Genomic DNA, 22421 nt, shown 5'->3' with positions numbered 1-22421 from the left:
CCGTAATTCCAGAGCATTGTTCTCCGCAGCTCGTTGAGCGTGGGGGTTCATCAGCTAAAGCAGGACTTTGCGATGTCGGAACGTCACCGGCTGATGACGCATGCCTTGCGCGTAAGTATCTGAAATAATTTGTAAAAATAATTGCGGGGGGATGAAACTGTGGCGGGGGTTGTTGGTTAGGGAGGGTAGAGTCCTTGAAAGGAGCTATCCATGAGCACTTACCGCTTTCCTCTAAGGGGTAAGATTGGCGTCGTCGAAGGTAAGGGCGGGGAAGTCCTGAAGCGGCGCATCGGTGCACAGCGTGATTTGAGCCGGGCGAACCGGCGGAAGTACGAGTTGATAGACATACAGCAGCCGCTGACCGCGGAGGAAGTCCGCAATCTTCCGGTCGCACATCGCGTCTCTTCTTGACGACAAAAAAATTACTTGGGCTCAATTAGGCGGCATCGTCATCCAAACGATGCCGTTTATGTTTTCTGAGCTCCGATCGTCTTCTAGGCGGCAGCCGCCGTCTTGGTCTTCAACAAATCCCACGCCGCATTGATCTGCTTGATCCGCTGCTCGCGATAGCGCCGATCGGCATCGTCCCGCGCATGATCTGGGTGCCACGACATCCGCAACGCATCGACGATTTTTTTCACGGCTGCGTCCGGCGCATTCGTGTTGAGCCCTAGAACGCGGTAGGCTTCGAACGCCGTCGTCGGCACCTCGCTCTCGGCGGGTCCGGCATTAACGGGGTCCGAAATGGGCATCGCCCCTTCGACGATTCTGCCGATGCGGTCGAGATCCCGCATGATCGCGCGAACGGCCGATCGCAGCCGTTCCGCGCCCATTTGCTCAGCACGGCGCCGCATATCGGCGACGCGTTCGTGCAAGCCGTCCAGCTCGGTCGTGAGCACATCGCGAAGCAGAAGATCGCGAGGAAGCGCCGACACCGAATACTCGGTTTCATGCAGGCGCATCTGCAAGGACTCGAGCAGGCCGGCGATTTCATCGGCATCGAATGACTCATCGACACCCGGGGATGCCGTCCGCCAGTCTTCGACGCTTTTGCGGAATGCTGAAAACCGGGCGAGCGCCAGCTCCCAGATACGAGCCACTGCCGAAGCCGGTCCCGCCACCATTTCCGATGAATATTCGAACGCGCCATACTGCCGCCGCCGCACGAGAAGCAGACAGGCTCCCATCAGCGAGACAAGCAGGGTCGAAACCACACCCGCCACCTTCAGAACATCGCCCGAACCCGTCCCAGCGCCGGAGCTTGTCGCCGCCTCCGCCGGATCGACCACCGTCACCCAGGGTGCGGCCTCGGTCTCGGCGCGGGGCGAAGGCGGCTCTATAACGGCGTCGCGTGACAGCATTTCCGACGTGACACGCTGCATCGTCGTTGTTTTTCCGAACCCGGGCAGAATGAAGCGCCCTTGCAGACGGCTCACCGGCGCGTATCCCGGCGGAAGTTTATCCGGAATGGCGATCCCGAGGGTCCGAGCCGATGCGGCAACCCTCGCCCAAAGAACGCGTTGCCCGCCGCAGTCAATCGTGAACTTGTGAACCATCATCGTTTCACACGTCCACGCCGCCGACGAGGAGCAAGCCGTGAACGGCTGGTCCTGCCGCGGTCCGATGATCTGATAGGTCGTATTTTCCGATGGAGAGAGGCGTGGTGCGCCTCTATCCATTGAACAAGAATAAGGTAGAACGAGCTCGTCTGCCCCAGCGCCGCTCGTAAGAGCCATGCACACAGCAAAGCCCAAGGCCAAAAAACGCAAAGCCCCCATAATTGCGCCCCCGCAATGTCCCCTCTAGTGCCGCGCGTTCATGTTCGTAGCCGAAGATCGGCAGCACTGTGGCAACAGTAGAAGATATAAACGCAAATTACACAAGGCATGCGTGCATTTGGTGGTGTATCATCAACCGAATTAATGCCTGAGAGCCGCTCAAGTCGGCGCAACACCCCACGTCATTTTTCGGCGATGAAGTGCTGCCACCCTCGACAATATCTTCGGCGAGTCGATATGAGGTTCCCGAGGCAATAAACTGAATTCGAAGCATAAGTTCGGGGAGTGGAACTATGGCGTCGGCGGACTTGGGAGCGGGCCGATTGCGTCGGAAGCAGAACCTCTATCAGCGCCTCAGCGATCTCGCCGATTTTGAAGCCAAGCCGGCCGAGAAACAGGAAGAAGGCGTTAGGCAGCCGGTCGATATCCTGGAACCGGATGAAAAACGCAAACGCGAGCGATTCATTCCCGTCACGCGCTTCGCCTTGCTCGACCGCCTGACCAAACAGCACCTTTGGGCGCCGGGACATGCCATCGAAGCCCGCCGCTTCTTCCGCTACCTCGATTATTGGCGCCAGCAGCAATACTTCGCGATGCTTCTGGAACTCGATCAGTGCTACGAAGCATTCTCACCCGACAGCGACCTGCTGATGACGCGAAGCTTCTCAGACGATGAGCGGGACGCGTTGCAACATCGCATTTTCGAGGGCGTCGAAAGCCTGCTCGTCAGGGCGAACTACGAACGCATCGATCCCAACGATATCGAAATCATCCTGACGCGCGAAAGCCATTACGGTCTTGACCTCTTCGTCGACATGCAAGCCTTCGAGCGCATCGCAATTTATTATCGCGGCGCATCGAACCAGCGTTACGAAAAGCGTCGTCTCCGCAAATTCCTGAGCAAAGAGGAATTCAACGTTCCGATCTTCCAGCGCTTGTTCCTCATGTTCAAGCTGAAGACGGCCGAAGCCCGCGTCGAAGAAGTCATGCGCGAGAAAAAGCTTTCGCGCGAAGCAGCAGAAAGCTGGGTCGAGCGGCGGCGTCAGCACCTGCCCCCCGGCATCAACGACAAGCATATATATCTGAAGCTCTTCAAAAACATTCCGCGTACCGACCTCGAGATGGTGTTTCCGAACACCGAAGTTCGCTTCCGCGCTATGGACAAACTTCGTCTTGGAGTCACCGCTGGCGGTGGACTTGGCATGGGCGCGGTTGGTGCAGCCGGCAAGCTCGCGCTGCTGCTCAGCAATCCGATCGCAGCGATTGGTGCGCTGGCCGGTCTCGGCGGCATCGCGGTTCGGCAGGCCATGGGCTTCCTCAATCAGAAGCAGCGTTACATGGTCGTGATGGCGCAGAACCTCTATTTCCACACCATGGCGGACAACCGCGGAGTGATCCTGAAAATCGCTGCCCGCGGCGCGGAGGAAGATGTGAAGGAGGAAATGCTCCTTTACAGCGTGCTAGCCAAGGAACAAGCAACCCGAGCCGACTTGCCCTCTATCGACTTGGCGATCGAAAATTATCTGACGCAAACGTTTGGTGTGAAGATCGATTTCGAGATCGATGACGCCCTCGACCGGCTGATCCGCGACGGAATCGTTACCGAAAAGCCCGATGGCACATTTGTCACCTTGCCGCCGGCCGAGGCGGCGAAGCACATCGACGCCAAATGGGACCTGTTCCTCGACCATCTGCCAGACCCGATCACGTCGGAAGGCTATGAATTCGAGGGCCGCTCCGTACCTAACCCTTAGCGCCCACATGGCATTCAGAAAATTCGCAGTTGTTTTCAGCGATCGCGCCCTCGCGTACGCAACCGGAAACGCCATCCAAGACCTGCTCGAGCCGCCCCCGGATGCCTTGACGGTCTTCGAGGATGGACCGGACCGCTGGCGCATCGAGGCCTATTTCGACGTCGATGCCGGAGAACGTGATCTCGCCGCTGAACTCTCACCGCTTGTGGAATGGTCCTTGCCGCCGTTCGCGGTCGAAACGGTGCCGGACCTCAATTGGGTCGCGATTTCGCAGGCAGCACTTCCGCCCGTGCCGGCGGGCCGCTTCACGATACACGGTAGTCACGACAGCGGTCGCGTCGCGCACGGCCCGAACGCCATTCTGATCGACGCCGGCGAGGCTTTTGGCACAGCCCACCACGCGACAACGCTCGGATGCCTTCTGGCGATCGACCGCCTGACGCGTGCACGCACGTTTGCAAACGTACTCGATCTGGGATGCGGGTCCGGCGTATTGGCGATTGCGGTCGCGAAAGCCCTACCCAATGCCCGCATTATCGCTGCCGACATGGACCCGCAATCGGTCAAGGTCGCAACTGGCAACGTCCGCTTGAATGGCGCAGGCGGCCGCATAGCGCTGTTCGTCGGTAATGGCCTCGGGCATCCGAAGGTTCGCGAACGCGCGCCATTCGACTTTCTTGTCGCCAACATTCTGGCCGGACCACTGATCCACCTCGCATCGTCGATCTCGCGCGCCGTCCTCCACGGCGGAACGCTGGTCCTTTCTGGCATTCTCATACCTCAAGCCCCTGAAGTCATTGCCACCTATCTCGCGCACGGCTTTGTGCTTCAGCGCCATGACCGCATCACCGGCTGGTCGACGCTGACGTTCAGGCGGCGTTGAAATCCCTTGATCCCGCGCTTAGAACCTCACCCATGCTGCAAACCTTCGATTCCCTGGCAGAGCCGGAACGCGTCGCCGAACGCGTCAAAGCCCTCCGCGCCTTCATGTCAAAAGCCAAGATCGACGCGGTCCTTGTTCCGCGCTCAGACAAGCATCAGGGCGAATACGTTCCGGCCTGCGCCGAACGGCTCAAATGGCTGACGGGATTTTCGGGGTCCGCAGGTATTGCGGTCGTCGCGAAAAAAACAGCCGTGCTGATGGTCGACGGCCGCTATACAGTCCAGGCGGCAGCCGAGACCGACACCAATGTTCTCGAAGTTTCCCTGCTGCCCCGCGCCAAACTCTTTGAATGGCTGACCACGAACGTCAGCAAAGGCGGCATCGTTGGTTTCGATCCGTGGAACCACACCGCCGGAGAGATCAATCGCCTTGCCGCCGCACTCGCGCCCAAAGGCATCAAGCTCAAGGCGCTCGCGAAAAATCCGATCGACGTCTTGTGGGGCAAGGAGCGGCCGAGTCCACCGCAAAATCCGGTCATCGCGCAACCGATCGCTTTCGCAGGACGGTCTGCAGCCGATAAGATCTCGGAACTCCAGGCGCGCCTCAAAGCCGATGGCCAAAGCGCGGTCGTCCTGACGCTGCCGGATTCGATCTGCTGGCTCTTCAACATCCGTGGCAGCGACGTCGCGCACAATCCAGTCGTCCTGGCGTTCGCCATCGTGCCCGCCACCGGCAAAGCCGAACTGTTCATCGCGCCGGATCGACTCGACAGCGAAGCCCGTACTGAGGTTGCCCCTGTCGCCAAGCTGCTCGCGCCGGGAACGCTCGCGGACCGCATCAAGGCGCTGAAGGAGAAAGGCAAGCCGGTTCGCCTCGATCCCGAAACCGCGGCTTACTGGTTCGAGCAGAATCTCGGCGCCAAGCTAATATCGCGTGGTCAGGATCCCTGCATCGTCCCCAAGGCGATCAAGTCCGACGCCGAGGTCATCGGCGCCCGCGCCGCCCACGTCCGCGACGGCCACGCCGTCGTTCGCTTCCTCGCCTGGCTCGACGACTGGGCTTCCGACGGCACGCTCGACGAAATCACGGCGGTCCGCAAGCTCGAGGAATTCCGCAGCGACACCAACATGCTTCGTGACGTCAGCTTCCCGACGATCTCGGGCTCTGGCCCGAATGGCGCGATCGTCCATTATCGCGTCAGCGAAGCAACCAACCGGCGTGTCGCTCCAGGCGAACTTTTCCTGATCGATAGCGGTGGCCAATATCCCGACGGCACCACCGACATCACCCGTACCATTGCCGTCGGCCAGCCGACGAAAGACATGCAGCGGCACTTCACCGCCGTTTTGAAAGGCCATATTGCGATCGCCACCGCCCGCTTTCCGAAAGGCACGCGTGGCATCGACCTCGACCCATTTGCCCGCCGTGCGCTTTGGCAGATCGGCGCCGACTTCGATCACGGCACAGGCCACGGCATCGGCAGTTATCTCTCGGTGCACGAAGGCCCGCAGTCGATCTCGCGCATGGGTATGGCGCAGCTTCACCCCGGCATGCTGATTTCGAATGAACCCGGCTATTACAAAGTCGGCGAGTACGGCATCCGCATCGAAAACGTGGTACTCGTGACGCTGCCCGAAATGGTCGAAGGCGGCGACCGCGAAACGATGGCTTTCGAAACGCTGACGCTCGCCCCCATCGATCAGCGTCTCATTCTTCCGGAGATGCTCGAAAAGAGCGAGCGCGATTGGCTCAATGCCTACCACAAGCATGTCTTCGACACCCTAGCGCCCGGCCTCGACCAATCGACGCGCAACTGGCTAAAGCAGGCGACGCAGGCGGTTTGACTTCGAAACGAGCACTGTCACATGTGGGACAGCGGCGCGAGCGTCGCTTGCGTATGTCTTCTTCCCAATCTGGAAGAGGAGAGCCCCATGTTCGATCTCTATGAGGTAAGCGCCGCCCCGCATTTACCGGAACCGTTGAAAGCCAAAATCCCGGGCCGCCCCGAAACGCCGTTTGTGCGGCTCGCGCACGCCTTCGAAGACGATATCAACATCAAAGTGCGCATGCGTGAAAGCGAGATCTTCATTGCGTTGACGGCGAGCTGATCGCCGCAATCTCAGGCTTGCCCGATGAGAGCAAGCCATTCGTCTTCGTCGAGCACAGTTACGCCCAGCGCGCGGGCATTATCGAGCTTCGAGCCCGCTTCGGCGCCGGCGACGACATAATCCGTCTTTTTAGAAACCGATCCCGAAACTTTTGCGCCAAGCCGTTCCGCCTGCGCCTTCGCTTCGTTTCGCGTCAATTTCGTCAGCGTCCCGGTGAACACCACGGTCTTGCCTGTGACCGGCGACTCTTTCGCCTGGGCGCGCACGTAGGGCGCAACGGTCACTTCCTTCAAAAGCGCCGCGATCTGCTCTTGGTTGTGCTGTTCGCCGAAGAAATCGACGAGCGCATCGACGACCGTTTCGCCAATGCCCTCGATATTGTCGATGTCCTGGTACGCCGGACCGCTCTTGTCGTTTTCTTTGATTGCGGCGTCTACGGCATCGCGCAGCGCCTCCAACGTGCCGTAGGCCTTCGCAAGATCTTTCGCCGTCGTCTCGCCGATATGCCGGATGCCGAGCGCATAAAGAAACCGATCAAGCGGCACCTGTCGGCGCGCATCGATGGCGGCAAACAGCTTCCGAACCGACGTTTCCTTGAAACCGCGAACGTTCGTCAGCGGCTCATCGGATGTCCGGTCACGCGCTTCGAGTGTGAAGATATCGGCCGGCGACTTGATCCGCCCCGTCTCGAAAAAAAACTCGATCTTCTCAGTGCCGAGCCCCTCGATGTCGAAAGCGTTACGCGACACGAAGTGCTTTAAGCGCTCTTTGACCTGCGCGGGACAGATAAGCCCACCGGTGCACCGGCGAACCACATCCGCTTTGCCGGTTTCCTCAACCAATTCCCGCACGGCATGACTGCCGCACACCGGGCAGACTGTCGGAAACTTAAACGGGTGTGAATGCGCTGGCCGTTTGGCAAGCACCACCTCCACGACCTGCGGAATGACATCGCCCGCGCGCTGGACGACGACCGTATCACCCTCACGAATATCCTTCCGCGCGATCTCGTCTTCGTTGTGCAGCGTTGCATTGGAAACGACGACGCCGCCAACCGTAACCGGCTTGAGCTTTGCGACTGGCGTCAACGCTCCGGTCCGTCCGACTTGGATATCGATCTTTTCTAGCACCGTCGTGGCGCGTTCGGCTGCGAACTTGTGTGCAATCGCCCAGCGCGGCGAGCGCGACACGAAGCCCAGCCGCTCCTGATAATCGAGGCGGTTCACCTTGTAGACGACGCCGTCGATATCGTAGCCCAGAGATGCGCGCTTCGCTTCGATTTCGCGATAGAATGCCAACAGCTCTTCGGTCTTTCTCGCAACGCGCATGAGCGGATTGACCGGCAGGCCCCAATGCTTGAAAGCAGCGACCACGCCCGCTTGCGTATCGGCCGGAAGCTTTGATGCGGCACCCCAGGCATAGGCAAAAAACCTGAGCGGCCGTTTCGCCGTAATTGACGCATCGAGTTGGCGTAGCGATCCCGCGGCCGCATTCCGCGGATTGGCGAAGATCTTGTCGCCGCTGGCCGACTGGGCAGCATTGAGCGCCTCGAAATCCTTTTCTCCCAGATAGATCTCACCGCGAATATCGATGATGTCGGGGACATTCCGGCCCTTGAGCAAATGCGGGATTTCCCGCACCGTCTTGATGTTTGCCGTAACGTTTTCTCCCTCGGTGCCGTCGCCGCGCGTGGCCGCCTGAACGAGCTCGCCGTTTTCGTACCGGATCGAAATCGAAAGACCATCGATCTTCGGTTCGGCCGTCACTTCTAGAATGTCGTCTTCCCCGAGATTGAGAAAGCGCCGCACGCGCTCGACGAAATCGACGACGTCCTGATCGTCGAAGGCATTGCCGAGCGACAGCATCGGAACGTCGTGCCGGATTTTGCCGAAAGCGGCCACAGGCGCCGCACCAACCCTTTCGGTCGGACTTTCCGCACGCCGAAGCTCTGGGTGCTTCTTCTCCAGAGCGTCGAGCCGCCGGCGCAGAGCATCATATTCGGCGTCCGAAATCTCGGGTGCATCCTGACGATAATAAAGCTCGTCGTGATGCGAGATTTCAGCCGACAGCTGCGCAATCTCGGCCGCAGGCGTTTCGCCGGCCTGCGGTTTGGCCGAGCTGCTCTTGCGCTTCTTTTTCGATTTGGTCTCGGACATCGATGGTGCGTTTGGCAACGGACGAAACAATAAGCGCGGCCGGTCTTCGGGGCCGCGCGTCAACGTCTAGCACAATGCGGGGTGGGTGCGAGCCTGGGAAGCTCAGCCGCTGCCGAGACCGATACTCGGCATCGTGATCTTCGGCATCGAAGGCATCGTCGGCATCGAAACCTTCGGCACCGAGTTCCAAGCTTTGCTCAACCATGAATCGCTGTCTTCGGCAGGCGCTAGGCCACCGGAGGCTAATAACGTGTAGGAATCCTTGTACCACCGGCTGTCGGGATAGTTATGACCGAGGATAGCGGCGGCGTTCTGGGCTTCCTTAGTGATGCCGAGCGCCATGTAGCATTCCACCAGCCGCGCCAACGCTTCCTCGACGTGCGCGGTCGTCTGGTAATCGCTGACCACGGTCTTGAAGCGATTGATGGCGCCGACGTAATTATGCCGGTCAAGATAGTATCGCCCGACATTCATCTCTTGCGCCGCAAGGCTGTCATTGCAAATGCGGATCTGATTGTCGGCATCGCGCGCGTATTCGCTGTCGGGATACCGAGCCTTCAGAATTTTCAGCTGCTCAAGCGCCTTGCGCGACGCCGTCTGATCGCGATCGGACTTGTTCATCTGGTCGAAGTAAGATTGCGCGATGATATGGTGCGCAAGCGGCGCTTCCTTCGTGCCCGGATGCATCGCCACGTACCGTTCGGCGGTCGCGATTGCCTCGGCCGACTTACCGCCGCGATAATAGGCATACGCCGCCATTACGATCGATTTACGCGCTTCCGGCGAATAGGGATGCTCGCGATCGACCGCCTCGAACTTCTGCGCCGCATCCTCGAAGTTGCCCTTGCTCATCATGGCGTCGGCATCCGCATACATCTTCGAAGGCGGATCGGGATTGAGCACGGCGCTTGTCTCGAGCTTCGGCCCGCCGCAGCCCGCAAGCATAAGAGCGAAAAGCACCGACACCGTGCTCAATGTTTTTCGGATGTGATGTGCCGATTTCATGATGCGCCGCGTCGCTTTCACCCCAGAGCTGGCAGGGCAAAGCCGCCAACTAGCAATTCTCAACGTTCGCAAGCGGATAGCACCCGGCAGCGTGCTTCGAAAGATAAATCGCCGGCAGCGCCCCGTCTGCTAACAGCCCCTTTGCCGACGCTAGCGACAGAATGTGGTGCATTCCGGGCCGCTCAAGCCGTTTGGGTCTGGCCGTCGAGGGAAATAAGCCGAAGCTTATTCCGCGGCGACGATGGTCTCTGGAACGATCTGGACCGGCGCACGGCTGGCGCGTGCCCGCGGTGCCTGTGCGTATTCCCAATTCGAAGCGTCGGAAAACAGTGCCTGAAGCACCATCGAATTGAGCTTATGGCCGCCCTTGTACGAGCGATAGGCTCCAAGCAGAGGCAAGCCGGCGAGCGCCAGATCACCGACCGCATCGAGCATTTTGTGGCGGACGAACTCCTGCGGGAAACGCAGGCCTTCGCGGTTCATCACTTTGTCGTCGCCGATGGCGACCGTGTTGGTGAGGTCGGCGCCGAGCGCGAGTCCGGCCTTCCACAACTTCTCGACGTCGCTCATGAAACCGAATGTACGAGCGCGCGAGATTTCATGCCGGAAAACGCCCGGGCTCATCTCGTACTGCAGCCGCTGACGACCGATGACGGGCGTCGCGAAATCGATTTCAACGTCCATGCGGAAACCGGCATGCGGCTCAAGCTCGCCCCAGCAGCCGCCTTCTTCGACACGAACCGATTTCAAAACTCTGATGTATTTGCGCGGCTCTGAAAGCTCGCGAATGCCGACCCGGTCAATGGCGTCGACGAAATCCGCCGAGCTGCCGTCCATGATCGGAACTTCTTTGCTGTCTATCTCGATATAGAGATTGTCGATCGACAGGCCACGAAGGGCGGCAAGCAGGTGTTCGACTGTGCTGATCGTTGTGCCGGCGCCGTCGCCGATGACCGTACAAAGTGTAAGATTTTTGACGTTTGCGACATGCGCCGCGATTTCCGAGATGACCCGTCCTCGTTTGGTAACGAGAAAGCGGAGCCCAGTATCAGCCTCTGCAGGATGCAGTGTGAGTGATACCGGAGCTCCGCTGTGCACCCCCGTGCCTGTCAACTGGATCTCGCGGGCAAGCGTGGTTTGCCGCGCACCGATGAATCAATTCGACATACAGCGCCGTCCCTCATTCTCTTGGCGGGCCGCTGCTCCCCAGCATTATGCGGCCAACCACCCCCTGACCTACCCGGAAGTCCTCCTGATTCTCTCAGCTCGTTCCAGCCTTATTTTGGCCGTGTCCGATCTGATCAAAGGCTCATCACAAGTGGTCGATGCACAAAAGCTAACTGCTTCGCTAAACACCGACAAATCACGCTTTCTTACACTGTGTTACGATTTGGCAACCATGCTTGACGTTCTCGGGGTCTTGGTGCAGCCGCATTTTGACCCTGCTTCCCGCCGAAAAAATCGCCTCGTCTTGCCACCCTTTCATCATGATCGGGGCTCGCTTCCGCGACCTGCCAAAACGCAACTCGAGTGACGAAATCTACTTCCGGCCAAGACTCGCAAAACGTCCAAAAAGGCCCGGTTTTCTTTGCTCTCCTGCATCTCGCGTGCTTGTCCGCGAGCCTCCGCCGTGACGCGCATTCCATTCTTTCTGCGCCTGCGGAGGAAATTCTTCGATGCCCGGCACGCGACGTGACGCACGCTGAATTTCAGCCGGCGCCTGCGGTTCGAATCGATGGTCGTAAGCGGCAGGCGCACCGTCCGCTGGAAGCGGCGGCGTCCGCAATAATGCGCTACCCGAAAGGGGAGGAAAATTTTCGAGCCCGTCTTCCACCGTAACATTTCCAGGGGAGACCCAGGTGTCACGAGGTGCGCGGGGCGCTTGACCCCTTTGTATCGGATCAGAGAAAACCTGCGGCGACTGCGCCGGTACGGGTTGAAGCGCCTCCGCCAGACGCCTTTGCAGGTCGCCGGGAGGCCCAGGAACGATCGGCTGGCTCGCGCTCTGCTGCGAATATGCTGGGCTCTGCTGATAGCCCAGATCTACGGCCGGGGCCGCTTGCTGAGGGTGACTTTGCCGCCCCGCATCCGAAACGGTGGCATGTTGCGGAGCATGCTGCTGAGCACTCCGCTGATTCATGCCCGACGCGACGATGGACACCCGCAAGCGGTCGCCAAGCTGCTCATCGAACGTGGCGCCGACGATGATGTTCGCATCGGGATCGACTTCCTGGCGGATCCGGCTCGCGGCTTCATCGACCTCATAAAGCGTCATGTCGCGGCCGCCCGAGATCGAAAGCAAAAGCCCCCTGGCGCCGCGCAAAGTCACGTCGTCGAGCAGCGGATTGGCAATGGCTTCTTCCGCCGCGAACACGGCGCGGCGCTCGCCGGTCGCTTCGCCCGTGCCCATCATCGCCGTGCCCATGCCGCTCATGATCGTGCGGACGTCGGCGAAATCGAGATTGATCAGCCCTTCCTTGAGAACGAGCTCGACGATGCATGCGACGCCGGAATAAAGCACCTGGTCGGCAAGCACGAAGGCTTCCGCGAATGTCGTCCGCTCGTTGGCGATGCGGAACAGGTTCTGATTCGGAATGACGATCAGCGTATCGACGAGATGCCTGAGATTTTCCACGCCTGCTTCCGCGATGCGCATACGCCGCGCACCTTCGAACTGGAACGGCTTGCACACCACCCCGACGGTAAGCGCGCCAAGTTCGCGTGCTATTCTGGCGATCACCGCCGCAGCGCCGGTGCCGGTGCCCCCACCCATGCCCGCCGCGATGAAAACCATGTGTGCGCCGGCGATATGCGTCCGAAGTTCTTCGAGCGCTTCTTCTGCCGCCGCTTCGCCGATTTCGGGCCTGGCGCCCGCACCCAGTCCTTCCGTCAGATTGACGCCGAGCTGAATTCGGTGCTCCGCGCTCGACGCTTCAAGCGACTGCGCATCCGTATTCGCGACCACGAACTGCACCCCTTGCAGCCCTGCAGCGATCATATTGTTGACGGCATTGCAGCCGGCGCCGCCAACGCCGATGACGGTGATCCGCGGCTTGGCGTCAACCAGCTTCGGCAATTGCAGCTTGATGCTCATAGCGTCCCCGACTTTGCGTATTTAGCGTTCGGCACGAGCGTTTCAGCCTTGAACGCCTTCTGTTTCGACGATCTCACTTCAGTTTCCGACACGTCTTAAAATCCGCGCTTGAGCCACGTTCCGACGCGACCGAGATAACCTTGTGTCACGGTCTTGCGGCCGCGCGCCATGTTGAGTTCGCCCTCGCCGCGTGCCGCCACCATCGCCAAGCCCGACAGCGTCGCGAGCTGAGGCCCAGAGAGGCTTGCACTCAGTCCGGGTAGATCCGTCGGCCGGCCGATCCGCACCGAGCACCCGAACTCGCTCGCGACGAATTCCGGCAATCCGATAAGTTGGCTGGCCCCGCCCGTCAGTACGACCTTGTCTCCCACGAAGCGGCTCGCCGCATTGAGCGCCAGGCGCTCCCGCACAAGCCCCATGATCTGCTGCACGCGCGGACGGATGATATCCGTCAGCCGCGCCTTGCTGGTTTCATAGCTCTCGTCATCCTCCTCCCCGGTGATCGGATAGGAGAACGATTCGTGCTCGTCTGACTGGGCGTTGAGGAGTGTGCCATAAAGCGTTTTGATTCGCTCGGCTTCCGCAAGTGGCGTCTGCAACGCCTTCGCGATATCGTAGGTGATGTGTTGGCTGCCGACGGGAATGACGTCGGTTCCGGCGAAACGACCGTCGGCGAAGAGCGCAATCGACGTCGTTCCGGCCCCGAAATCGATGCATGTCACACCGAACTGACGTTCTTCCGGCGTCGTCGCCGCCAAAGCGCTGGCGTAGGGTGCTGCGACGAGACCATCGCAGACGGCGTAGCAGCGGTCGATCAGCACGAGCAGGTTGCGCAGTGGAGCTTCATCGGCGGTAACGGCATGCAGCCCGGCCGAGATACGGCGTGCCGACAGCCCGAGCGGGTCGCGAACTCCGGTCGCGCCGTCGACCTCGTAGCCCAGATGATTGAGATGGAGCAGCGTCCGGCCGTTGCGCTCGGCATAGCTTTCGCCCGCCGACACGAGCCGTGCCAGATCGTCGTCACCAACGCTTCCGTGCTCCACCTCAGTCCGGGCGGTGCAATGGACCGACGAAATGCGTCCTGCCGAAACGGACAAAGTGAAGCCGCCGACCGACGTCCCCGCCGAGCGCTCGGCCTGACTGATCACGCCGCGAACGACGCTCTCGGCCTCATCCAGATCCGTCAGCACACCGGCTTTGACGCCTTTGGAACGCTGCATGCCGAGACCGGCGAGCCTTAGCGCAGGTTTAGGTGTTCCCGCTACCATCTCGGCCACGATGACGGCCGCCACGGTTTTGCTCGTGCCGATATCCAGCAACCCCAGTGTCCTGTAGGTGCGCCGATCCGCCATGACCGCCTCCTACTGCTGCGCCGAGGCGACCGAAGTCGTCCCGGCACCGCCGAGTGAAGACGTCCGGACGGATGCCGCCGGTAGAGCACGCATCGCGATGCGGCCGGATGTGCGAACGTCGACGATCATCGGCTTGCCGGTAATCGCTACCCGAGCCTGACGCGCACTGGCAATTTCTTGCAAACCTTCGATCTCACGATCTGCGGCAAGCTCGAGTTCGCTGCCGTTCTTGAGAACGATGCGCCACCGGCGCTCGGCAATTCGTTCTCCATACGCGTATTGCCGCTCGATCAGCGGATATTGGCGAAGCGCCGAAAGCATGAGAACCGCCTCGCTGTCCGCACCCGAGCCGACAACGCGCGGCAAATTCCAGGAACTCGCCGCAGGCACCGGGCCAAGAGTGCGGCCCGTAGCATCGACGAGATAATTCGTGTTCCCGCGCGTCCAGACGAACGCCGGCACCCGCTCGTGGATGACGATGTCGAGCGTCCCGGGATAATTGCGCGTGAGTTGCGCCGTATCGACCCACGGAATTCTTTCGATGCGCTTCAGCGCTTCATCGGAATCGAACGCCGCGAACGTCTTCACGTTCTGCAGATCCAAAGCGTCGAACACATCGGAATCGGCTGTGTAATGTTGGCCGGAAAGATTGACCTGATCGATGCCAAATCCCGCCGCGATCATCAGCCCGTTGAGCTTGGCGGTAAGATCGATGGCTCTGAGTTTTTCGACCGGCAGGGTGGCCACCGCGACTCCGACCGATACCAAGGCCAGCGCTACGATAAGCGAGGGCATCACCCAGCGCCGCTTTCGCCTCGATCGACGGAACCGGCGTTCTCCGCGCGGGATCTGCAATTTCAAGGTCGTGCGCTTGGAATTGGGCGACGTCGCGCGCCGGCCGTTTGTCGTCGGTAGAGGCCCGCGCGAGGTCGGTGCCCATTGAGCAGCTTCCGGCTCCGGCGTTGGCGCATCGTGTGCGGCCCGCCACCAGAACCGTTGCTTGCTCTCTACCTGTTGCAACTCGCGTCCTCGACGATCCATCGGACGAGGTCGCCGAACGACCAGCCGGCATACCCCGCCAGCTCGGGCACCAGGGAAGTTCCCGTCATGCCCGGCTGCGTATTGACTTCGAGGCAGATCAGTTCGCCCGTCCCACCGGCCGTGTCGTCGTAGCGAAAGTCAGCCCGCGACACGCCTCGACAGCCCAAAGCTTGATGCGCCTTTAACGTTAAGGAACGGACTGAGTGGTAAACATCCGGTAAAAGTTGTGCCGGCAGCTCGTGCTTCGAGCCGCCGGGTGCGTATTTGGCCTCATAGTCATAAAAGGCGAGACCGCGAAGCGGCACGATTTCGATGATATCCGTCACGAAATCGCCAATAACGGCGCAGGTGAGTTCGCGCCCCGCGATATAGCGCTCGACCATGACAACCTGGTCGAGAGAGCCTCCGGACGCGATCGAATTGGGCGGCCGCTCTGCCTCCGGCGCAACGATGACGACGCCGACGCTCGAACCTTCAGTGACCGGCTTCACCACATAAGGCGGCGGCAACACATGCCGCTCAAGCGCCTCGCCGCGAGTCACGAGCTTGGCTTCCGCGACGGGAACTCCGGCAAGCTTCATGATGTCCTTGGCCCGCTCCTTGTGCATGGCGAGCGCAGATGCCAGCACGCCCGAGTGGGTGTAAGGAATGCCAAGCAGCTCCAACACGCCTTGTACGCAGCCATCCTCGCCGAACTTGCCATGGAGAGCGTTGAAGCAAACCTCGGGCTCCAACTCTCGAAGCTTTGTCGCAAGGTCGCGATCGACGTCGATCTCGGTGACCGTATAGCCTTCCTTCAGCAGCGCTTCGCCGACGGCCGCGCCCGAGTTGAGACTGACTTCCCGCTCCGCCGACAATCCGCCTTTCAGAATGGCGACATGAGTGCGCGTGCGCTTCGGGACCGGGCCGAGTTGGTTCATGGCTGGCTCATTCGATATTCTGGATGGATTGTCTTCTCCCCTTCCCTTCACGGGGAGGGGTAGGGGGCGGGGAAAAAGTGGAGATGCCAAGCTCAAAAGAACGGACGATGGTGCTCATCTGATCAGCGCGGCTCGGCGGCATTTTCGGCGCGCTCGGCCGCCAGCGCTTCGCCTATCGGACGTCCGGGCTTGGGCAGGCCGAGGCGAATGATTTCCCAGTCGAGCGCAATGCCCGACGTCTCGCGCACCCGAGCCCGTACCGTCTCACCGAGTGTCTCGACGTCCTCGCCGCTCGCCTGGCTGTCGTTGATGAGAAAGTTGCAGTGCATCTCCGAGACTTTCGCTCCGCCGACGCGCAAGCCCCTGCATCCCGCCTGATCGACGAGCTTCCAGGCGCTGTGCCCAGGCGGGTTCTTGAAGGTAGATCCGCCTGTCCGTTCCTTGATCGGCTGGTTTTTCTCGCGATACTCCGCGACCTCATCCATCTCTTTCAGGATTTCGGCCGGATCGCCCGGTTCCCCGGCATAGGTTGCCTCGGTAAAAATCCAGTCTTTCGAAATTCCACAATGCCGATATGTGAAACCCATGTCGGCGAGCGAAAGAACGTGGATCGCGCCGCTTGGATCGACCGCACGCGCACCGACGAGACAATCCTTCGTCTCACGCCCGTGCGCACCCGCGTTCATGCGCAGCGCGCCGCCGATGGAACCCGGAATTCCCCTATAAAACGCTAGTCCCCTAATACCGGCGTCCGCCGCAGCACGCGCGACCTTCACATCAGGAACCGCCGTTCCCACGCGCAACCGATGCCCGTCCTCGACGTTGATTTCAGAAAAGCCGCGCCCGAGCCGAATGACGACGCCTGGCACGCCGCCATCGCGTACGAGCAGGTTCGAGCCGAGCCCAATGACCTGCACCGGCACATCGCGCGGCAAATGCTTCAGGAAGTACGCGAGATCTGCTTCGTCCGCCGGCATGAACAGGATTTGCGCCGGGCCACCCACGCGAAACCACGTCACGTCCGCCAGCGACGCATTGGCGCTCACCTTGCCGCGCAATTCCGGCATTGCCGATTTCAGGTCTCCGGTGATGTCCGCGAACATCAGCCGGCACTCCCGGTTCGCTTAGGCTCTTCGGCGAGCCACGCCGGCAGCGCATTTGCCCACTCGGTCGAGTTGCCGGCCCCAAGGCAAATCACGATATCGCCCGGCCGCGCCAACCGTTTGATCGCGGGCGCGATAAGTGCCGGATCGTCGACCGCCTCGGCAGGACGATTACCGACCGTCCTGACGCGTTCCGCGAATGACCGGCTGTCAATTCCCGCGATCGGGCTTTCGCCGGCCGTATAAAGCGGCGCCACGACCACACTGTCGGCGTCTTTGAAGCAGCTCGCGAACTCATCCAGCAGATCACGCACGCGCGTATACCGATGCGGTTCGACGACCGCGATTACGCGGCCCTTCGTGCCGCCCCGCGCTGCTGCAAGCACGGCAGCAATCTCTGCGGGGTGATGACCATAGTCGTCATAGATCGTGACGCCGTTCCATTCGCCGGTGAACTGAAACCGCCGCTTGACGCCGGAAAAACCCGCCATCGCTGCTTTGATCTTGGCATCCGGCAGACCGGCATGCGTCGCCACCGCTATCGCCGCCAGCGCGTTAAGCGCGTTGTGAGCGCCAGGAACGGGCACGGACCAGTCGATGAGGTCTCGTGCGCCACCTTTCACTCTCGGCGCAAGGCTCGCATCGAAATGCGTCGTGTTGCCCATGATGCGAACCGAACGAAGGCGAAGATCCGCGTCTTCGCTCTCTCCATAAGTCAGCAGCCGGCGCCCGTCGGCTCGAAGGTTCAATCGCTGTATCATGTCGCGCACGACCGGATGATCGATGCACGCGACGGCCAATCCAAAGAACGGCAGGTTGCGCAGAAATGCCTCGTATTCTCGGTGCATGGCCTCGACCGAGCCGAAATAGTCGAGATGCTCCGGATCGATATTCGTGACGATGCCGATTTCCGTCGGCAAGCGGGTGAACGTACCGTCGCTTTCATCGGCCTCGACGATCATCCACTTGCCCTGGCCGAGACGCGCGTTCGAACCCCAGGCGTTGATGATGCCGCCGGTAATCACCGTCGGCTCTTCGCCGGCTTCGGTAAAGATATGCGACAGCAGCGATGTCGTCGTCGTCTTGCCGTGCGTTCCGGTGACAGAAATGGTCGAATAGAGCCGCATCAGCTCCGCGAGCATCTCGGCACGCCGAATGATCGTCAGCCCCTTCTGGCGCGCCGCGACCAGTTCTGGGTTCAGCGCTTTGACCGCCGTCGAAATCACGACGTAACGCGCACCGATCAGGTTGACCGGATCGTGCCCGACGAAAACCCGGATCCCCTTCGAACGCAGCCGTTTGACGTTGGCGCTTTCTTTCTGGTCCGATCCCTGAACGGAATAGCCTTTGGCAACGAGAATTTCGGCAATCGCACTCATGCCGATCCCGCCGATGCCGATGATGTGGAAAGGTCCGATGTCGCGCGGCATTTGCATGAGCGGAATGATCCTCGATGTCTCTAACTCGCGCGCTGACTCGACGAAATGCAGGTCCCTCAAAGGTCACGCCCCGTACCAAATTTACGCCCGTCTGCTAAAGCCAGCGTAAAATCGGCCAAATTCCGGACGGCATCCGGTCGTCCCGCGGTTTTAGCCGCCTTTGCCGCCACTGCAAGCGCATCGGGCGAAAGAATGAGCTTTTCCAGCTCGTCCGCGAGGCGTTCCGGCGACAGGTTCCGCTGCTCGATGCACCACGCACCCCCCGATTCGTCCAGCCGGCGCGCGTTGTTGAGCTGATCGTTGTCGAGCGCATGCGGCAATGGCACCAGTATCGACGGCCGCCCCATGACGGTCAGTTCCGCGACCGTTGACGCGCCTGCCCTGCCGATGACGAGATGCGCCGCCGCCATCCGGGCCGGAAGATCGGCGAAAAACGCCGCGATTTCGGCGCTGACGTTGGCTTCCGAATAAGCGTCGTGAACGCGGTCGATATCCTCCTCGCGCGCCTGCTGAACCACCCGCAGGCGCTTACGGATCGGGTCGGGCAACGCAAAGAGAGCCAGCGGCACGACGTCGGAAAAAAATCGTGCGCCCTGGCTGCCGCCGAAAATCAGAAGGCGGATGACACCATCGGCGGTCGGCGCCTCATATGGACGGCTTGCGGCATCGATGACGACCTGGCGGACAGGATTGCCCGTCAGCACCGCTTTTTCCAAATTGGCTCCTTCGAGGAATTTTGTTCGCTCGAAAGTCGTCGCAATGGCCGTCACGCGCTTGGCGAGAAGTTTGTTGGCGCGGCCCAGCACGGCATTCTGCTCGTGGATGGCCGTCGGAATGCCGCGCAGGCGCGCCGCAACCAGCGGCGGATAAGTTGGATAGCCTCCAAACCCAATAACGGCCGCCGGCTTCACGCGCCCGAGAACGGCAAACGCCGCCTTCGTTCCGCGTGCGAGCGTCAGCATCGTCTTGGCGACGTCGCCAGGGGATCGCGACGCCAGCGTCGCCGAGGGAACCTGATAAATATTGCGCGCGGGAAATCCGCCGCCATACCGGTCACCGCGCATGTCTGTCATCAGATCGACCGTCACGCCGCGCCGATTCAATTCCTCGGCGAGCGCGAATGCCGGAAATAGATGTCCGCCGGTTCCACCTGCGGCAAGCATGATCGATTGCGCGCTCGCCATTACCTCTCGCTCATGTTGATGGAGTTTGCCCCGCCGAGTTGTACCTCGTCGATTGCGGGAATCCATCGCGGCTTTTTGAGGCGCTGCGGATCAGGCCGCCAACGCGTCAGCGCCAGCAACATTCCGGCCGTGACCGAAAGCGCCAGCATCGACGATCCGCCAGCTGAAATGAACGGCAGCGTCATGCCCTTCGGCGGCAGCAGCCCGATATTGACGCCCATGTTGATCAAAGACTGCAAGCCGAAAACAAGCGCCAACCCCTGAATGGCGAGCCGGTCGGCGGCATTGCGTTCGCTCGATGCCCGCCGCAGCGCCCGCGCGACGATGAAGGCGAACACGGCCAGCAGCGCCACGCATGCGACGGCTCCATATTCCTCCCCGATCACGGCGAAGATGTAATCGGTGTGGGCGTCGGGCAGGATCGACTTAATGACGCCCTCACCCGGTCCGCGCCCGAACAATCCGCCTTCCGTGAACGATTGAATCGCCCTGCCCGCCTGCGAACTCTCAAGCGGCGCCGAGCCAAAGAACTTGTCGAAGCGTGACTGCACGTGCGGAAAATAGATGTAAGCCATCCACATGCCGCCGCTTCCGAGCAGAACCAGAATGGCGGCGCCGATAATCGGCAACCCTGCCAGCAGATAAAGAAAACCGGCCGTCGTGCTGATGAGGACAGTCTGGCCGACGTCGGGTTGCGCAATGAGTATCGCGCCGAATAACGCCCACAGCGCGAGGCCCAGCGGCAATGCCGGCATCTCGCTTTGCGATCCGGTCTCACCGAACAGCCACGCCAAAATCACAATGAACGCCGGCTTCGCAAATTCAGACGGCTGAATCGAATAACTGCCGAACGTCAGCCACCGCTGTGCGCCGTTGATCTCGGTGCCCGAAAACAGCACGGCAACCATACCGGCAATTGAAACAAGGAACAGCGCAGCCGCCAGCCGCCGCACACCGGCGGGGGAAAAAACGAAATGACGATCATCACGATCGTGCCAAGCACGGCGAAAAACACGTGCCGTTCGACGAAGTAATACGTCGGCAGTCCCTTCTTCAGGGCGACCGCGGGCGATGCCGCGACCGAAAGCACGACGCCGATGGCAATCAGCGACAGCAGCGCCACCAGAAGAGCCCGGTCGATCGTGAACGACCATTCCGCAAGCAGGCTCCTGTCGGCGCGCGAAAGCTTCATGGCACCGTCCGCATCTCGATCCCGGGCAGCCCCGCAACGAGACCGCGGAAACAGTCGCCGCGCACTTCGAAATTGCGAAACTGGTCGTAGCTGGCGCACGCCGGTGAAAGCAGCACGACCGGCTCGATCCCGTCACTCATCCGCGCCGCGTCCGACGCCGACCAAACCGCTTCGTCGAGCGTGCCGCTGCGCTCGAAAGGAACCTTGCCATCGAGCGTTGCCGCGAATTGGTCGCTCGCCTCCCCGATCAAAAATGCCTTGGCAATACCGCCGAAATAGGGTTCCAGACTTGCGATGCCGCCGGCCTTGGGCTTTCCCCCGACGATCCAATACACATCCTTCGGAAACGACTTCAGCGCCTTCTCCGTCGAGTCCGCGTTCGTCGCCTTACTGTCGTTGACATAAAGCACTTTGCCGATGCGCCCGATCTCTTCCATCCGGTGCGGCAGGCCCGGAAACGACGACAGCGCACCCTGCCAATCGAGATCGGTCGAGCGGCCGAGAACATTGAGGCACTCGCGCACCGCCGCCACCGCCGCCAGCGCATTCTGACCGTTGTGCCGTCCACGAAGCGTGGCGACGCCCGTCAGCGATCCGAGCTTGATCGCCAGACCTTCGCGATTGTTGCACACGATCGTATCGTCCAGCAGGCTATAGCCCGGCGCGATCGATTTTTCCGCGCTGAACGCGACGACCGGCCCGACATTGATCCGCCTGCGCATCATCGCCAGCCCGAAGTCATCGTCGATCCCGACCGCCGCGATATCGGCGCCAAGCACGACGCGCTCCTTGATCTCCGCGTAGTGCTCGATCGTTCCATGCCGGTCGAGATGATCGGGCGTCACGTTCAGCATCACGCCGATCGTCGGCGCAAGCGTTGGCGTCAGATCGATCTGGAAGGATGACATCTCGACGACGTGAAACCGCCCCGGCTGCGGCGGCTCCAGCGTCAGGATCGGTCGCCCGATATTGCCGCCCATCTGCACGTCCTGTCCTGCATGGCGCAGGATGTGCGCGACAAGCGCCGTCGTCGTCGATTTGCCGTTGGTCCCCGTGATTGCGATGAAGGGTGCCCTCGGCGCGTGCAACGCCCGTTCACGTGCAAAGATTTCGATGTCGCCGATGATCGCAACGCCGTTTTCCTCGGCACGCTTCACGGTCCAATGCGGCTCGGGATGCGTCAGCGGCACGCCCGGCGCCAGCACCAGCGCAGCAAACCCGCTCCAGTCCGCAACGCTCAAATCGACGAGCGGTATATCGTTCGCAATGGCCGCCTCACGACCCGGGATTCCGTCGTCCCAAGCCGCAACGATGGCACCCGCATCGCGCAGCGATAGGGCGGCTGCGATGCCGGAGGCACCGAGTCCGAACACCGCTACCGATTTCCCTTCGAAAGAGGTCGCTCGAATCAT

Annotated in this window: 19 protein-coding genes; 5 read left to right on the top strand and 14 right to left on the bottom strand. The window is 61.0% G+C overall.

Going from position 1 to position 22421, the window contains the following annotated elements; translation table 11 throughout:
* Positions 1–210: 210 nt before the first annotated feature.
* Complete coding sequence (locus QM780_RS17820; protein WP_415071771.1) at positions 211–411, top strand: hypothetical protein; 201 nt, start codon at positions 211–213, stop codon at positions 409–411.
* An 83-nt stretch (positions 412–494) separates the two neighbouring features.
* Here the strand turns inward: QM780_RS17820 and QM780_RS17815 are convergent, their stop codons facing one another.
* Complete coding sequence (locus tag QM780_RS17815) at positions 495–1436, bottom strand: J domain-containing protein (RefSeq protein ID WP_415071770.1); 942 nt, start codon at positions 1434–1436, stop codon at positions 495–497.
* 665 nt (positions 1437–2101) lie between these two features.
* Between QM780_RS17815 and QM780_RS17810 the strand changes: the two genes are divergently transcribed.
* The 4 genes from QM780_RS17810 (at position 2102) to QM780_RS17795 (ending at position 6523) form a co-directional block, all read left to right on the top strand.
* Positions 2102–3532 (top strand): TMEM143 family protein, encoded by a 1431-nt coding sequence (locus tag QM780_RS17810; RefSeq protein ID WP_415071769.1) that lies wholly within the window; start codon positions 2102–2104, stop codon positions 3530–3532.
* A gap of 7 nt (positions 3533–3539) precedes the next feature.
* Positions 3540–4415 (top strand): 50S ribosomal protein L11 methyltransferase, encoded by an 876-nt coding sequence (locus tag QM780_RS17805; RefSeq protein WP_415071768.1) that lies wholly within the window; start codon positions 3540–3542, stop codon positions 4413–4415.
* A gap of 32 nt (positions 4416–4447) precedes the next feature.
* On the top strand, positions 4448–6259 hold the full coding sequence (locus QM780_RS17800; protein ID WP_415071767.1) for an aminopeptidase P family protein: 1812 nt from the start codon (positions 4448–4450) through the stop codon (positions 6257–6259).
* An 87-nt stretch (positions 6260–6346) separates the two neighbouring features.
* Positions 6347–6523, top strand: coding sequence for a hypothetical protein (locus QM780_RS17795; RefSeq protein ID WP_415071766.1), 177 nt, complete (start codon positions 6347–6349; stop codon positions 6521–6523).
* A gap of 11 nt (positions 6524–6534) precedes the next feature.
* Here QM780_RS17795 and ligA read toward each other — a convergent pair whose 3' ends face one another.
* The 13 genes from ligA to murD form a co-directional block, all read right to left on the bottom strand.
* Entirely contained in the window at positions 6535–8679 is a 2145-nt protein-coding gene (gene ligA / locus QM780_RS17790) for an NAD-dependent DNA ligase LigA (RefSeq protein WP_415071765.1), read from the bottom strand.
* Between the two features lie 102 nt (positions 8680–8781).
* Positions 8782–9684: an outer membrane protein assembly factor BamD gene (locus QM780_RS17785; protein ID WP_415071764.1), complete on the bottom strand. Its 903-nt coding sequence runs from the start codon at positions 9682–9684 to the stop codon at positions 8782–8784.
* 225 nt (positions 9685–9909) lie between these two features.
* The gene (gene lpxC, locus QM780_RS17780; protein WP_415072077.1) at positions 9910–10836 is read right to left on the bottom strand and encodes a UDP-3-O-acyl-N-acetylglucosamine deacetylase; all 927 of its coding nucleotides are present in this window, start codon (positions 10834–10836) and stop codon (positions 9910–9912) included.
* Between the two features lie 388 nt (positions 10837–11224).
* Positions 11225–12778 (bottom strand): cell division protein FtsZ, encoded by a 1554-nt coding sequence (gene ftsZ / locus QM780_RS17775; protein WP_415071763.1) that lies wholly within the window; start codon positions 12776–12778, stop codon positions 11225–11227.
* A 95-nt stretch (positions 12779–12873) separates the two neighbouring features.
* Entirely contained in the window at positions 12874–14130 is a 1257-nt protein-coding gene (ftsA, locus tag QM780_RS17770; protein ID WP_415071762.1) for a cell division protein FtsA, read from the bottom strand.
* A gap of 9 nt (positions 14131–14139) precedes the next feature.
* Positions 14140–14925: a cell division protein FtsQ/DivIB gene (locus QM780_RS17765; RefSeq protein WP_415071761.1), complete on the bottom strand. Its 786-nt coding sequence runs from the start codon at positions 14923–14925 to the stop codon at positions 14140–14142.
* Between the two features lie 212 nt (positions 14926–15137).
* Positions 15138–16091, bottom strand: coding sequence for a D-alanine--D-alanine ligase (locus tag QM780_RS17760; RefSeq protein ID WP_415071760.1), 954 nt, complete (start codon positions 16089–16091; stop codon positions 15138–15140).
* A gap of 122 nt (positions 16092–16213) precedes the next feature.
* Positions 16214–17194, bottom strand: coding sequence for a UDP-N-acetylmuramate dehydrogenase (gene murB / locus QM780_RS17755; RefSeq protein WP_415071759.1), 981 nt, complete (start codon positions 17192–17194; stop codon positions 16214–16216).
* On the bottom strand, positions 17194–18630 hold the full coding sequence (gene murC, locus QM780_RS17750; RefSeq protein ID WP_415071758.1) for a UDP-N-acetylmuramate--L-alanine ligase: 1437 nt from the start codon (positions 18628–18630) through the stop codon (positions 17194–17196). Before murC ends, murB begins: the two co-directional genes overlap by 1 nt.
* 59 nt (positions 18631–18689) lie before the next feature.
* Positions 18690–19817, bottom strand: a complete 1128-nt coding sequence (gene murG, locus QM780_RS17745) for an undecaprenyldiphospho-muramoylpentapeptide beta-N-acetylglucosaminyltransferase (protein WP_415071757.1) — start codon at positions 19815–19817, stop codon at positions 18690–18692.
* Complete coding sequence (locus tag QM780_RS17740; protein WP_415071756.1) at positions 19817–20725, bottom strand: FtsW/RodA/SpoVE family cell cycle protein; 909 nt, start codon at positions 20723–20725, stop codon at positions 19817–19819. The genes murG and QM780_RS17740 overlap by 1 nt, the downstream gene beginning before the upstream one ends.
* The gene (locus QM780_RS17735) at positions 20671–21009 is read right to left on the bottom strand and encodes a hypothetical protein (protein WP_415071755.1); all 339 of its coding nucleotides are present in this window, start codon (positions 21007–21009) and stop codon (positions 20671–20673) included. The genes QM780_RS17740 and QM780_RS17735 overlap by 55 nt, the downstream gene beginning before the upstream one ends.
* The gene (gene murD / locus QM780_RS17730) at positions 21006–22421 is read right to left on the bottom strand and encodes a UDP-N-acetylmuramoyl-L-alanine--D-glutamate ligase (RefSeq protein ID WP_415071754.1); all 1416 of its coding nucleotides are present in this window, start codon (positions 22419–22421) and stop codon (positions 21006–21008) included. The genes QM780_RS17735 and murD overlap by 4 nt, the downstream gene beginning before the upstream one ends.

It is taken from the genome of Hyphomicrobium sp., from assembly GCF_047600905.1.
In the GTDB taxonomy this organism is placed as follows: Bacteria; Pseudomonadota; Alphaproteobacteria; order Rhizobiales; family Hyphomicrobiaceae; genus Hyphomicrobium_B.
This window is presented reverse-complemented; position numbering and strand designations above follow the sequence as displayed.